This window comes from Olivibacter domesticus (assembly GCF_900109575.1).
Taxonomy (GTDB): Bacteria; Bacteroidota; Bacteroidia; order Sphingobacteriales; family Sphingobacteriaceae; genus Olivibacter; species Olivibacter domesticus.
Genome location: NZ_FOAF01000001.1, coordinates 881,870 through 895,992 on the forward strand (window position 1 = coordinate 881,870; position 14,123 = coordinate 895,992).

Consider the following 14,123-nt stretch of genomic DNA (forward strand, 5'->3'; position numbering starts at 1 on the left):
AATCATCCGGTTTTTATTCTCTCCGAAAAGTTAAGCCGAGAAGTACTTTGGCAATTTGTTCGGAAATAGCATTATTGCACAGCTTGTCGAGCCAAAAGTACTCACCTGCCGGATTTATTTCCAGAAAGTAGAACTTATTTTCAGGTGTAAGGATAAGATCGATAGCGCCATAGTTCAACTTGTACATATCCATAAAAGAAAGCAATTGTTTCTCAACGTAAGAAGGCAAGTTATAGGGTTGCCATTCATTTACAAGACTAAGGCCTTCTTTGCGCCAATCTATTTGCGCATTAGGTTTCTTTTGAGAGTCGATACTAAAACTAAAAATCTTATCTCCTATTATTGTTACGCGTAATTCAAGTTTCTTTTCAAGTTTTTGCTGAAATACCATTGGACAAAATTGAAGGTTGTCAAACTCCTCAATATCCGTTGTGTCTATTTCATTAGTGAATACCACGTTTTCGTTACCGTCTTGATATATGGAGAAAGAGCTTTGCATTTTAGTAACAACAGCCCCATTGGCTTGCTTTATAAAAGCTTCTACTTCTTTTGGTGAATTACTGATGCAGGTGGATGGTATTGCTAAACCGCAGTTCACGGCAATCTTAAGCTGCTCTTCCTTACTATCTAATCTGCGATAAGTGCTAAAACGCTCCATTTGAAAGCATGGCAATGCTTCTATCATGCCATGTAATGTCCGTTTAATCTCTCCGGTTGTGGCCGCAAGGTATTGCTGATCTATTATTTTTTCAATGCCGTCTCCAATATGGTGACTTCTCCTGTACCATACGGCATATAGATTATCCAAATAGTGCTTTTCTCCATTATCCAGTATAATGCTCCACCTGTTATTTGTGAAAAGTGTGGTTAAATTTGTTTTCGTTGGATAGCTGTCTACATTAAAACGGATGACTTCACCTCCAAATGTTTGTATATAATTCGAAACATGTTTTATGCATTCATTATCTTTTGTATGCGTGATGATCAGTATTTTCTTGTTAGTCATTTTGATTTTATACGTTTTGTCAACATTTCTGCGATAGCCTCTCCTATTGGGTAATTTAGATACTTTTGTAACATTCCCCACTCACCTTGGGGATTAACCTCCAAAAATATATAGTGACCATCAGTATTTTTTATCATATCAATAGCTCCGAAATGCAGCCCGAGGCTAGTCATCATTTTATGTATTTTAATTGTTATTGATGATGGCAGTTCGTAATGCTCCCATTTAAAAGATTTTCCTGTGGCAATTCGCCAATCTATCTTCTCATCGTCACTTGAAATTTTTCCAGTAAAGACCAACCCATCCACATAGGCAATTCTAAGTTCATATGCTTTCCTTATATATTCTTGAAAAATCATTGGACAATAGGCTAGCGTATCCAGTTGATTTAAATCTGATTCAACCAACTTTGTAGTCGGGAAGAATGGGGTGTCTCCTTTCATGCTTTTAGATAAGGCCCCATGCAACTTCATAACAACTTCAGCATTGCAAGATTTATAAAAATCACGGATGATGGTAGCGGAATTACTTACTAATGTTCTAGGGATATTTAGGCCAAAAGAATATGCTTTGTGTAATTGATGCATCTTATCTCCTCCCGCCGTATGATCAGCTTGCATATCATTCATCCAAGGAATATGTTTAAGAGTATTTAAGAATATTTGGAGATACGTTTGATATTCTTTTACAAAAGTGGCCTTATAATCTGGATCAAGATTTTGTGGTGTTTTAAAACTCCATAATTTTCGATACCAAACCGCATGTATATCGGATGATTTTATGGTGTTTGAAAATCCTTTTAGCTCGTAGTTTTCAAATTTGCGGTTCTTTGAATAATTCATTTCATAGCCGATGGCAAATTCATCTGTGTTAAGTCTAAAAGATGGGAACCCCAGTTTAGTTAGATGTGCTTGAACAATGTCTATAGTATAAAAATCGTTGGAATGTGTAAGACAAAGGATCATATTGGCAATTATGATAGCAAGAGGTTAATATTAACCTCTTGCTTATACTAAAACTTAAAGTGATAAGGCTTATAATAGCTCTTCATCACTGTCAGAAGGAAATTTTAACGTTACAGCTACATCTTCTCCCTTGAGGTTGGATGTAGATGATTGTTGCGTACCATCTTGGTTTTTAGCATTTCTCTGATTTGTTTGGCCTTCTAAGAATTTGGCAAAGAAGGGCTGCTTCATTTGATTTTTAGTTTCCATAACTGTTAGTAATTTAAGAATTAATAAATAGTAATACGCATTACTTTTATAACACGAGTTTAATTAGTTGAGCGCTACAATAATTATGGATTATTTTAAAAAAAAATTAAAATCCCTTCTATTTCGTTCTAATGAGAGATTTTTTCTGGTTCACATCCTAGCTTAAATCCAAATTTCTGTGGGCACCATTTTTCGTGCAGAGCGGTCTAATTTATAACCTGTAAAGACTTCCAGCGAGTTCAAATGCAGGCTTAAGCCAGGTTGGGAAATAAACAATTCCTGCGCTGCGGCAGAAAGCGTTCCTGTTTCATAAATTGCTTTAAAAGTTCGCAACCATTCCAAATCCAACCTTACTTCTATTATTTTTATGATACAAACATACAATTTAAGTTATTTTGATAATATAAAATTCTGATAGAACTTTGTACTATTAATTATCAAGACAATATAATATGAAGATATTTATTATTAACGGCGGACAGGTTTTTGCGCATTCAGGTGGAACGTTCAACAATACGCTGACTGGATGGACAAAAAGTTTCTTCAAGAAAAACGGATTTAAATTACGTATCACCAACATCAATGATGATTTTGATGCGATGGTAGAAGTGGAGAATTTTAAATGGGCTGATGTTATTATTTATCATACGCCTATTTGGTGGTTCCAGGTACCGAATCGTTTGAAAAAATATATAGATGAAGTTTTCTCCGCCGGTCATCAAAACGGCATTTACAGGAGTGATGGGAGAAGCCGCAACAATCCCGACATCAATTACGGAACAGGTGGATTAATGCAAGGTAAAAAATATATGGTTACCTCCACATGGAATGCACCCGATACAGCTTTCACATTGCCGGGAGAATTTTTCGATCAGACCGCTGTAGACGATGGCATATTAGTTGGTTTCCATAAGATGAATCAGTTTGTCGGCATGGATAGAATTGATGGATTTCATTTTCACGATTTAGAAAAGAACGCAACACCAGAACGCGTCGATAACTATCATCGCGATTATTTGCAACATCTACAAGAGGCTTTCATTTTAGAAAAACATTTATCATGAATATTTATTTAACGGCAATTATTAAGACAAAGCCTGAACATTTTACTGAAGTATTAACCGTATTGCAAAATATGGTACAGGAAACCCGGAAAGAAGAGGCTTGTATTCAGTACGATTTACATCAGGAAAAGGAAGACGAGAACATATTTATTTTCCATGAAATCTGGAAAGATCAAGCTGGCTTGGATAGCCATAATCAACAGTCTTACATTCTTGCATTCGGTCAATTAGCAAAAGAAAAACTACAAGAAACACCACAAATTTATCTCACTAATAAAATATAAAATGGAATATAGCACATTAGGTAACTCCGACTTAAAATTATCAGCTATCGCTTATGGAGCATTTGCCATAGGGGGCAATATGTGGGGCGGGAACGAACAAAAGGACAGTATCGATGCGGTAAAAGCTTCTATTGATAATGGGGTTACAACCCTTGATACGGCCCCGTTCTACGGTTTTGGATTGAGTGAAGAAATGATCGGGAAAGCCATTAAAGGATATGACCGAAGCAAGATTCAACTACTTACCAAATTCGGTTTGGTATGGGACGGCAGCAACAACGGAAAAGGCGAATTTTATTTTGATTCAGAAAACGCGGGTAAGAAGGTATCCGTGTATAAATACGCTTCAAAAGCCAATGTAATTAAAGAAGCAGAAGAAAGTTTGAGACGTTTAGGAACGGATTACATCGATCTTTTGCAAATTCATTGGCCCGATAACACAACGCCGATTGCTGAAACAATGGAGGCGTTGGGATTGTTGATTCAACAGGGAAAAATTCGTGCGGCAGGTGTAAGTAATTACAGTGTAGCACAAGTAATGGAAGCAAGAAAAACATTGGATATTTCGAGCAATCAAGTAAGTTACAGCATGCTCAATCGCAATATAGAATCAGATTTGGTGCCCTATGCAAAAAAAAATAACGTAGGAGTTATTGCATACAGCCCAATGGAAAGAGGCTTGCTTACGGGAAAATATTTTAAAGACGGAAAGTTGAAAGAAAATGATCATAGAAATAGTTATTTCCAACAGTTCAATCTGGAAAAAGTAAACATATTTTTAGACACAATTGCTCCGATAGCCGATGCGAAAAAAGCTACTCTTTCTCAATTAGTATTGCGTTGGACAAACCTGCAACCCGCCGTTACGGTGGTTTTAGCGGGAACCAGGAATGCGGCACAAGCGGTAGCCAACGCGCAAGCGATGGATATAAATATCACACAAGAAGAAATGCAAATGATAGCTAACGCGCTTTCAAAAATTTAAGCAAACAACGATCACATTAACCAACTCGGCAATTTTATCAACTAGAACACAAGGGCTGGATAATACCCGTAATCACTCATACCCCATACTCTCAGGCACTCGAGAAGCCTACGGCGTTCGAACCAACCCTACCCTTCTGTTCGCATCCTAGCTTAAATAACAAAAGCCCCAACTTATGTTGAGGCTTTGTGATCCCGCTGGGATTCGAACCCAGGACCCATACATTAAAAGTGTATTGCTCTACCAGCTGAGCTACGGAATCAAATTCATTTTTTCCGTTGAAAGAGCTGCAAAGATAGAATTCTTCATAGTATCATGCAAACATAAAACCAACTTTATTGCTGTATTTGAATTAAGTTCCTAATAAACAGAGGAAAAAAATGCAGCGGTTAAGATAAGTACATAGATTAGTTCAAAAAAGTATACAAATGGAATCCATTTGTCCGTAAGAGATACAAAATGTAACAGCTAGGTGAGAAAATAGAGATCTGCCTCGGCAAAGGATTACATAACCTCAGTAATTAATAAACCAAAGAAATCCAGTCTTTAAAACTATTCCTGAACCTTACCTTTAAAGTCGGTAATAATATTGCCATGATATCGATGAACTCCATTTAAAGTGCCAAACCAAATATTCCCATTGTCCGTTTCCAGAATTCCAAAAATCATTCCTTCATTTGTTCTTATTAGTTCGGGTAACGCCGCGTTATTAAATAATGATTTTTCGTTATAACGGGAAAGAGTCCAAGTACTTTGGTTAATATTACTTGGTAAGTCATTCTTGAAATTTTTCGTTTTAACGTTATTAGAACTAGTCCAGAGGTTTCCCGTTTTATCTTCGTAAATATAGCCAACAAAATTCTCTGAATAATTTATAAATATACTTCCGTTATAACGCAAAAGTCCGTCATTTCCACCGAGCCAAATATTGCCTTTTTTATCTTCGATGATAGTATGCACATTTCTAAAAGGTTTGCCATCATGAGCTAAAATAGTAAATGTTTTTCCATCATAAAGACAGGCACCACCCCTTGTACAAAACCAGAATTTCCCTGTTTTATCTTCGATGATAGAATTAACACCGTTATGGGGCAGCCCGTCTTTAGTCGTAAAACTTCGAAAAGACTGCCCATCGTAACGGCTTGCTCCATCTTCCGTGCTGAACCAAATGCTACCGGCTCTATCTTCATATATTTCACTAACCCGATCGTTAACAAGTCCATCTTTAGTTGTAAAATTACGAAAGGATGTTCCATCATAATAATAAACACCCGAGCCAACAGAAGAAAACCAAAAATTTCCTTTTTTATCTTCCAATACCGAAAAAAATCTGGCGGAACTCACTTTACTTGTAATATTGGTAAAAGACTTTCCGTCGTATCGAAAAATACCATCCCATGAAGCAATCCAAATATTGCCTTTTCTATCTTGCTTAATAGTACGAACAATCGTGGTGGGTCCGTGGGGAGTACTTGCATCTTTTGTTTCAGGCCTAATATTTTCTTTTTGGGGACTTGTTTTGTTTTGTCCTGTACAGGAGGTGTAAAAAATAAAAATCAGAAACAGGATATAGCTTAGTGTGTAACTCTTCATTTTTCTTTTTATTATCTTATAATCATTTCTTCCTAAATATCAGCTCCAGATTAACCGGGATCTCTTCGTCAACGAGATTGTCTTTCAGGCGGCCTAAGATGTTCCAAGGTGTGGGTTCATGATTGATGTTCCAACTTGTGCGGGTAATGTTCATGTTTGCCGTTGCTGTAATTGAACTGCCATTCTGCTTCATAATAGTTATAAATTCGATAGCTTTAGTCACACCTTTGATGGTCAGCTCACCCAAAACCCTATAGGTAGCAGGCTTCTGTTCCGGAAGTATCTGTTTAACAAGCATGGTGGCTGTAGGATATCTTGATACAGCAAAGAAGTTCTCGCTTCTCAGCTCATCGTCAACCTTTTTTCTCCCGGTGGCTGTAGGTTCGTCGGTACTTCTCATACTGTTCATATTTATACTGAAGGTGCCCCGGGTTGGTCGGTCATTAATAAAGCTGCTAAGTGCGCCCGAATTAAATAGTATAAAACCATTATGGCGGTTTTTGGGAGCCTGCCAAAACAATTTACTTTTTTTAATATCAAGCTGATAAACGACATTTTGGGCGCCATTTTGCTGAGCTTGTACTGGAAAATAAATTACTCCAGCCAATATGATAAGCAGGCGGTAAAAAACATTTCTTCTATTTTTCATCTGTATATAATTATTTGTTCATCCTAACGCGTAGTCTGCAAAATCATGATGGTTTCATATTATTCAAAGTTGATTTGGCGAATCTACTTTGATATTTTTCGGGTTGAGAAATTTGGATTGTAAATAAAAATGTAAACTTTGTAAATAAATTGTCAATATTATGTTCGATAGTAGAAATTTCCTCTCAGGTAAGGGTAAGTACTTGTACGGATTGATATTACTTTTGTTTATCGCTGTAATCTGCGTGGCTTTCAGTATGAATGGAAGTGACGACTTTGATATAGCCAAGAGGGAAGTTTTGCTCCGCAGGATCGGGCATGAATTACTATTACAGTCGGGTGACCGCACGTCAAGGGTGCTCCCGGTAGAAAAGATAGCCGAAAATGAGTACCAGATCAGGTTTGAGAATCATCTTACTTTTCAACCGGACTCTCTGGTGAACACTACGAGGCATTTGTTAGCCAAAGACCCGTTCATACGTGATTATATTGTTAACGTTCTAAACTGTGCCAACGCCAGCGTAGTTTATGGATACTCCATATCTGGTAATAAAAAAGATGACATTATAGCATGCATGGGAAGAGAGCAACCCAGAGCTTGTTACATGATCAACATTAAATTCAAGCCGATAGGAATAAATACAGCAAAGAATGGATATCTTCTGGGCAGCCTGCCATTTTTAGCATTTGTTGGTTTTATTTTTTTGAGATCTGTTAAGCCACGGAAAACTTTGCCGAAAGGTCAGCGTACCAAGATATTCACTTTGGGTTCAGTCTTGTTTAATGCGCAGAAACAGCAGTTGGCAATAAATAAAAAAAATATAGATCTCACCAGAACTGAAACGCGTCTGCTACTCATTTTCGCGTTGTCTCCTAACGAGACTATAGAGAGAAGCCGGTTGCAAAAAGAGATATGGGAAGATGAAGGTGTCATTGTTGGGCGCAGCCTTGATATGTTCATATCAAAACTTAGAAAAAAAATAGAATTTGATTCAAACATCAACATTGTTGTTGTACGAGGCAAAGGATATAAGCTTGAAATTAGCTCTTAAGAAAAATTTTCCTGTCCCGAACTGCTCTTGAAACGCAAAAAGCCGTTCTTACTTTATGTAAAACGGCTTTTTGATGTAGTGACCCCGGAGAGGCTCGAACTCTCGACCCACTGATTAAGAGTCAGTTGCTCTACCAACTGAGCTACGAAGTCATCATGAACTCTGTAAGAGTGTCCAAAGTTAGTTTTTTTACTAAAAAAAACGAATATTTTATTAAAAAAGTCGAGTCAAAAATTACGCCTCCGATTCAGCTATTCCTTTAAGAAAGGCTAAGAACTATCTTACCGATGTGCGTACTACTCTCCATTAAATGATGTGCCTGTGTCGCTTGTTCAGCTGGAAAAACTTTATAAATAATAGGCTTAAATTGGCCATTCAATATAGTTGGCCAAACATGCTCGTACACCGACTTCGTTAGTATCGTCTTAAATGTCTTGTCCCTGCTACGTAGGGTACTGCCTGTTATCGAAATACGTTTTTGCATCATTTTCATAATGTTCAGTTTAACGGTATTTCCTTGCATCGCATTTATATAAACCAGTCTTCCTTCGGCCGCTAGTACATTCATGTTTTTCTCAAAGTAATCGCCCCCCACCATATCTAGAATGATATCTATTTCGTAGTTGCTTAATGCTTTTTCAAAATCACTTTCTTTATAATTTATACAAATATCAGCACCAAGAGCTAAACAAGCCTTACATTTCTCATCAGTACCCGCTGTTGTAAAAACTTTTGCACCAAATGCTTTTGCCAACTGGATAGCAGTAGTCCCAATGCCACTTGTGCCTCCGTGAACTAAGAGATTTTCTTGCGATTTTAAATTGCCTCTTTGAAAAACATTACTCCACACTGTAAAAACTGTTTCAGGCAAGCTTGCGGCTTCTGTAAAGTTCAAGTTATTAGGTATAGGTAAGCAATGTCCAGATGGCACTGCCACATATTCGGCATATCCCCCACCCGAAACAAGTGCACATACTTTGTCGCCGATATGCCATTGTGTGACGCCTTCCCCTACTGCCTCTACAATACCAGCTATTTCTAGACCTGGAATATCTACTGACGCACCTTTTGGAGCAGGGTAATTTCCCTCACGTTGGAAGACATCTGGGCGATTCACCCCCGCTGCTTTTACTCGGACTAGTACTTCATCGTTTAACACAACTGGGATAGCTCTTTCCTGTATTTGAAGTACTTCTGGTGCTCCAAAAGAGGTAATAACAACTGCTTTCATAAAAATATTATCTTTTAAATACGGCTTCACCGCCTACATAGGTAGCGTTAACTTTTACATTTCTTATCTCATTGAGTGGCGATTGCATTATATCGTTTTCTAAAACCACAAAGTCTGCCAACTTATTTCTTTCTATACTACCTCTGGCGTCTTCCTGAAAGCAAGCATAGGCCGCCCAGATGGTCATGCCTTTGAGCGCCTCTTCCCTGCTCAATGCATTTTCAATCTGAAATCCACCTACTGGTTGATTATTCTTATCGGTACGCGCCACGGCGGCGTGAAATCCGTATAAAGGGTTAATGTCTTCTACCGGAAAATCACTACCTAATGCTACTTTACCTGCTTTTTTTAATAATTGTTTATATGCATAGGCATATTTAAGTCTTTGTGAACCTAAACGCTCTAGTGCCCAGTTCATATCCGATGTTGCATGGGTAGGCTGTATGGATGGTATGAGGCTGGATAGGGAGAATTTTTCGAAATCACCTGGAGAAATTACCTGAGCATGTTCGATACGCCACCGTTTATTCGGCTTACCTTTTAAATACTTATTAAATGTATTCAAAATTAAGCGGTTTGCTGAGTCCCCAATAGCATGTACATTTAATTGAAAATCACTGTTAGCTATTTTTTTTATTGCCGAGTCGAGTTCTTGCGGAGACCGTAGTAAAAAACCGTTTGTAGGCGCATCGCTATAAGATTGTAGCAAACAGGCACCCCTAGAACCTAAAGCTCCATCTCCGACTATTTTAAATGAACGGATATCCAAACTTTCGCTTTTAAAAATGCCTTTTTTTAATATTTGATCCAACGTTGATGGGTTTAACATGATCATGGCATATTCGCGAATGGTAAGTACTTTTCTGCGATATAAATCATGAAGTAATTCAATTTGCTCTTTTTCTAAACCGGCGTCTGCCAAGGTCGTCAACCCAACTGAAAAGCACGCTTTCTCAGCTTCTTTTAACATTGTGACCATTTTTTCAGGTGTAGGTGATGGTATTTTTTCTTGCACTAAATTCATAGCATTATCCACTAAAATACCTGTAAGCTTTCCATTCTTTTGTTCAACCAACCCACCCGCTAAATACTTATCGGCTTTGACATCGGCAATGGTTAGTGCTTTATCATTAGCCAGTGCCGCATGTCCGTCAATACGTTCTAAAAAAACAGGAACGTTCGGGAACGTTTCATTTAACCGACTATTATCTGGAAATTCTTTGTTCTTCCATTTATTCTGATCCCATCCATGGCCAATTATCCAAGCATCATCTGGATATTTACTTCTGAAAGCTATTACACGTGCTACCAGTTCATCCATAGATGCTACATCTACTAAATTTACCTGATGCATTCCTGCAGCTAATCCAAAAAAGTGGCAATGAGCATCATAAAACCCTGGATATATCGCTCTGTTTTCAGCATTAACAATCTTCCCACCTGAATACTTCTTGAGAATATCATCATTTTTACCTACTGCTATGAACTTTCCATCTTTTATCGCAAAGGCCTCCTCAGTACTAAAATCAGCATTTACAGTATAAACTTTTGCATGATGAACTATTAGATCAACTTGTAATTTATTATTACAGGCACTCATGTATATTGTTATGAGTAATAAAAGCGCAGTAGAAATTAATCGATTCATAGTACCAAGGTTAAAAGATATGATGGAAATTTACAAAAAAGCATTAAACAAAAAGCCTTTCAGAGAGAATTCTTTCTGAAAGGCTTTTTGTTTAATGCATCTTACTTCTTGAGGAGTTCCTTAACAGCCGTTTCCAGCTGTGGATCTTTTCCATTTAAAAAATCTTGATAGGGTAACGGTACTTTGATGTCTGGTTCGACTTGTAGATTTTCAGTAGGTCTATTTTCTTTACCTATAGTACCGATCATGGGGATACCAAATATAAGCGTAGGATCTATTTGGGTTTCCCACCATACGGCTGTCCCTGTACCGGGAACAGGCATTCCTATGAGTTTGCCTAACCCATTTTGTTTATAAACATAAGGGAATATAAAAGCATCACTATAATTACCTTCACTCATTACAACAGCGCTAGGTTTATTCCATCGGGCCATAGGCTCTCCCCCTTTTAAGACTTCCCCCTGAGGAGCAAATTTCAAATACTCTTTACCACTTAAAAAGGTATTTAGATCATCATGCAACCAGCCACCACCATTAAACCTTGTATCAACAATGAGTGCTTCCTTATCTCTATTTTCTCCCATTACTCGATCGTAAACTTCGCGAAAGCTAGCGTCATTCATCCCTTCCACGTGCACGTAGCCAATTTTACCTTCGCTTATCTTCTCTACATATGATTTACGGCCTTCAACCCAGCGTTTATACATAAGCGAAATTTCTTCATTTAAGCTAATTGGCTTTACAGTCTCATTGAAATTTGTTCCTGAAGATGTTTTACCCGTTAAATGAACATACTGTCCAACTTTACGATTTAAGAACTTCGCCCAATCTGCAGCATCATCGATAATATTACCATCGATTTCGTATAGGATACTTCCCTTCTTTATTTTAGAATTCGCTTTAGCAACAGGACCTCCCTGAATAACGTCCGCAATCATCAACCCTTTACCGGCATAAGTTTCGTCATAAAGAAGTCCGAGTGTAGCTGTTACATCAGGATTATTATACTGAGGAGCATAGCGCCCACCAGTATGAGAGGCGTTCAATTCTCCTAACAGCTCACTTAAGAGTTCTTGAAAATCAAAATTATTATTTATATGAGGTAAAAAACGGGCGTAATTTTCACGATACCCATTCCAATCTATACCATGAATAGTGGGATCGTAGAATTTCTTTTTTACCTGAAGCCATGCATGGTTAAATATGTATTCTCTTTCTGCTGCTGTATTTAGGTTAAGCTCTCCTTTACTGCTTATTGGTGTAATTTTCCCACTCGAGGCATCTACCTTCACAATGTTTCCTCTGTTCATTACAAATAAGCTTTTTTCATCACTACTTATTTCAATACCACTTGGAGAACCTCCAAGTTTGGCCAGAATTTTTGTTTCTTTTGTTCGTGGTTCAGTTAACCAGAGATCGTAACCTTTTTCAAAAGCTGCAAGATAGAATAGTTTACTACCATCTTTTGTTAATACGTAGTCACTAATAGAAGAGCTGTTAATGGTTAACCTAGCCACTCTATCTTTTACGTTTTCAAGACTTAGTTCACTTATTTCTTTTTTCTCATCCTCCTTTTTTCCAGCTTGGTCTAATTTGTTCTTTTTGTCATTCTTTATTTGCTCCTCTTTCTCCTTTTTCTCTTTTTCCCTTCTCTCTTTCGCTAGTAAAAACTCTTCTTTATTTAAGTTAAAACTGTCATATGCTTCCTGATCAAGAAATGCACCAAATACGTCCACTTCTCTACTGCCTTGGGTAGCTAAAGATTTTCTTCCATATTTACTACTGAGCCAAGAAATCATTTTACCATCCATTTGCCATCTGGCTCCCTCTTCACCAAAACCACTCAGAATGGGATGTTTTATTTCCCCTGTCCCATCTGCCTTAATGAGAGCTGCATTTGATAAACCAAAATAGTTTCGTTGATCATCCACTAATAACCATTTACTATCTGGGCTCCATGCAAAATCCCAATCTCCATCTGCATAAGAATGATTATGTCCACTTGGCAACAGCGTGACTATTTTTTTTGTATTAAGATTAAATACTTTAAGTATGTTACGTTCTTCTATATAAGCAATAGATTTACCATCCAAAGAGAACTTAGGCTGAAAATTATCGGTTTTACCCGTAATAAGAGGTTCTTCGCGAAGCGCTGTTGCGTTAAAAAAGTAGGGTTCCTCTTTATTAGTAATCACGGTTCTGTAAATACCCCAACCATCACGCCCCCTTTCTGCTGCATAGACTAAACTTTTGTTATCTGGCGACCATTTTACCATACGTTCTTGACCAGGGGTATTCGTTATTCGTTTAGTAAAATCTCCCTCAACACTGGTAACAAATAACTCGCCCCGGCTAATATAAGCAAGCTGTTTTCCATCAGGACTAAGCTCAAACTGGCTGATTTGCCCGTTTAACGGAAGATTTGCTACAGTTGCAGTTTCTGCATCCACTCCAATTGTTATATTTAATTTTACAGCTTGTTGTCCTTCTTTCAATGTATAAACCTCGCCGTTTTGCGTGAAGGATAAGGTATTATCTTTTGCAATACTTAAATGGCGTACAGGGTTTTTAGTGAAATGTGTTAATTGCTGATCCGCAATTTTTAACCGGATTCCCTTTTTGTAGATATTTAAATTACCATCTTTTTCATTTAAATAATAAACATATTGTCCATCTGAGCTAAATACGGGTTCACGGTATTCAATTTCTTCGTTAGTAAGCGCTGTATAGCTTTTTGTTTGTAAATTATATAGCCAGATATCACGTGTAACGGAGGAAGTATGATGTTTTCTCCATGGATCTTCATAACCCTTTCTATCTTGAAAAACAATACTACTTCCATCACTATTAAAGTGTGCATTTTCCACACCAGCGGCACTTATCAGTAGTGGACGGCCACCTGAGACATTTACACTATAAAGATTTTGGAAGAGACGAATACTTGGAAAACGTACACTCTCTGCAGGTGCTTGCCGGGCACTTCCGAAAAGAACTTCCTTACTACTTATCGCGAAATCATAAGGGTAGTCGTTCGCGCTATTATAGGTTAATCTCGTAGCTTTTCCCCCGGAAGAAGGAATAACGAAAACATCAAAGTTTCCATGTCGATTATTAGCAAAGGCAATTAGTTGACCGTCGTGGCTCCAAACGGGCATTGTACTGTGTGAACTTCCAACTGTTAATGCGGTGGCTGCTCCTCCCTTCGTATCTACTTTATAGAGATTTCCTTGATAACTGAAAACAATCGTTTTACCATCGGGAGATATTGCCGGATATCTAAGCCACAGGGCATTTGTTTGCGCACTAACAATAGTAATGTTAAAACAAATTAAAGATACTAAGACAATAGATTTTAGATTGATTAAAATTTTCTTCATTAATTTTTACGTTTTTATGGT

At 37.6% G+C, this 14,123-nt stretch carries 13 protein-coding genes and 2 tRNA genes; 4 read left to right on the forward strand and 11 right to left on the reverse strand.

The annotated features are described in order from the left end of the window. Positions 1-13: 13 nt before the first annotated feature. The 4 genes from BMY50_RS03745 to BMY50_RS03760 form a co-directional block, all read right to left on the reverse strand. Positions 14-1,006, reverse strand: a complete 993-nt coding sequence (locus BMY50_RS03745; protein WP_093318536.1) for an MvdC/MvdD family ATP grasp protein — start codon at positions 1,004-1,006, stop codon at positions 14-16. After that, a complete protein-coding gene (locus BMY50_RS03750; RefSeq protein ID WP_093318538.1) occupies positions 1,003-1,971 on the reverse strand; it encodes an MvdC/MvdD family ATP grasp protein in 969 nt (322 codons plus the stop codon). Before BMY50_RS03750 ends, BMY50_RS03745 begins: the two co-directional genes overlap by 4 nt. 69 nt (positions 1,972-2,040) lie before the next feature. Continuing rightward, positions 2,041-2,220 (reverse strand): microviridin/marinostatin family tricyclic proteinase inhibitor, encoded by a 180-nt coding sequence (locus BMY50_RS03755; RefSeq protein WP_093318540.1) that lies wholly within the window; start codon positions 2,218-2,220, stop codon positions 2,041-2,043. Positions 2,221-2,382: 162 nt separating this feature from the next. Beyond that, positions 2,383-2,604, reverse strand: a complete 222-nt coding sequence (locus BMY50_RS03760) for a helix-turn-helix domain-containing protein (RefSeq protein ID WP_238383654.1) — start codon at positions 2,602-2,604, stop codon at positions 2,383-2,385. A 68-nt stretch (positions 2,605-2,672) separates the two neighbouring features. Here BMY50_RS03760 and BMY50_RS03765 point away from each other — a divergent pair, with 68 nt between their 5' ends. The 3 genes from BMY50_RS03765 to BMY50_RS03775 are packed head-to-tail and all read left to right on the forward strand — an operon-like array spanning position 2,673 to position 4,553. After that, positions 2,673-3,284, forward strand: a complete 612-nt coding sequence (locus BMY50_RS03765) for an NAD(P)H-dependent oxidoreductase (RefSeq protein WP_093318542.1) — start codon at positions 2,673-2,675, stop codon at positions 3,282-3,284. Beyond that, positions 3,281-3,568 carry a putative quinol monooxygenase gene (locus BMY50_RS03770; RefSeq protein ID WP_093318544.1) on the forward strand — a complete coding sequence of 96 codons (288 nt, stop codon included), beginning with the start codon at positions 3,281-3,283 and terminating at the stop codon, positions 3,566-3,568. The genes BMY50_RS03765 and BMY50_RS03770 overlap by 4 nt, the downstream gene beginning before the upstream one ends. A gap of 1 nt (position 3,569) precedes the next feature. Further along, a complete protein-coding gene (locus BMY50_RS03775; protein WP_093318546.1) occupies positions 3,570-4,553 on the forward strand; it encodes an aldo/keto reductase in 984 nt (327 codons plus the stop codon). 189 nt (positions 4,554-4,742) lie between these two features. Here the strand turns inward: BMY50_RS03775 and BMY50_RS03780 are convergent. The 3 genes from BMY50_RS03780 to BMY50_RS03790 form a co-directional block, all read right to left on the reverse strand. Beyond that, positions 4,743-4,815, reverse strand: a tRNA-Lys gene (locus BMY50_RS03780). A 290-nt stretch (positions 4,816-5,105) separates the two neighbouring features. Beyond that, positions 5,106-6,146, reverse strand: coding sequence for a ligand-binding sensor domain-containing protein (locus tag BMY50_RS03785; RefSeq protein ID WP_093318549.1), 1,041 nt, complete (start codon positions 6,144-6,146; stop codon positions 5,106-5,108). A 22-nt stretch (positions 6,147-6,168) separates the two neighbouring features. Then, a complete protein-coding gene (locus BMY50_RS03790) occupies positions 6,169-6,795 on the reverse strand; it encodes a YceI family protein (protein ID WP_093318551.1) in 627 nt (208 codons plus the stop codon). Between the two features lie 160 nt (positions 6,796-6,955). Here BMY50_RS03790 and BMY50_RS03795 point away from each other — a divergent pair, with 160 nt between their 5' ends. Then, positions 6,956-7,846: a winged helix-turn-helix domain-containing protein gene (locus BMY50_RS03795; protein ID WP_093318554.1), complete on the forward strand. Its 891-nt coding sequence runs from the start codon at positions 6,956-6,958 to the stop codon at positions 7,844-7,846. Between the two features lie 79 nt (positions 7,847-7,925). Here the strand turns inward: BMY50_RS03795 and BMY50_RS03800 are convergent. The 4 genes from BMY50_RS03800 to BMY50_RS03815 form a co-directional block, all read right to left on the reverse strand. Then, positions 7,926-7,998, reverse strand: a tRNA-Lys gene (locus BMY50_RS03800). 107 nt (positions 7,999-8,105) lie between these two features. After that, a complete protein-coding gene (locus BMY50_RS03805; RefSeq protein WP_093318556.1) occupies positions 8,106-9,077 on the reverse strand; it encodes an NAD(P)H-quinone oxidoreductase in 972 nt (323 codons plus the stop codon). Positions 9,078-9,084: 7 nt separating this feature from the next. Then, on the reverse strand, positions 9,085-10,725 hold the full coding sequence (locus BMY50_RS03810) for an amidohydrolase (protein ID WP_093318559.1): 1,641 nt from the start codon (positions 10,723-10,725) through the stop codon (positions 9,085-9,087). Positions 10,726-10,826: 101 nt separating this feature from the next. Next, entirely contained in the window at positions 10,827-14,102 is a 3,276-nt protein-coding gene (locus BMY50_RS03815) for a S41 family peptidase (protein ID WP_093318561.1), read from the reverse strand. Positions 14,103-14,123: the final 21 nt, after the last annotated feature.